This is a genomic window from Streptomyces sp. URMC 124 (genome assembly GCF_051386455.1).
Taxonomy (GTDB): domain Bacteria; phylum Actinomycetota; class Actinomycetes; order Streptomycetales; family Streptomycetaceae; genus Streptomyces.
In genome coordinates, this window is record NZ_JBPQTS010000522.1 from 1 (window position 1) to 259 (window position 259).

The window sequence follows — 259 nt, forward strand, 5'->3', positions numbered from 1 at the left end:
TTCCACCAGCTCTGAGGTGAGCGGCTTGGATACGAGCTCGTCCCGGATATCCTGATCCCGCAGTACGGATTCCGCATGATGGGACACCGGCATGCCATCTATCGCCGATACGCCGGCGGATCGCACCTCCAGCGGAATGCCCCGCTGCTTCGCCAGCTTGCGCGGCATCCCTTCGGCCATCGGACTGCGGCAGGTATTTCCGGTGCAGACAAATAGTATCTTTTTCACAGTCTTAAGACTCCCTCCCGTCAGTATTAGG

At 58.7% G+C, this 259-nt stretch carries 1 pseudogene; it reads right to left on the reverse strand.

The window, feature by feature from the left end:
* A pseudogene (locus tag ACSNOG_RS33560) lies at positions 1-228 on the reverse strand (low molecular weight protein arginine phosphatase); the annotation flags it as partial.
* Positions 229-259 lie beyond the last annotated feature (31 nt).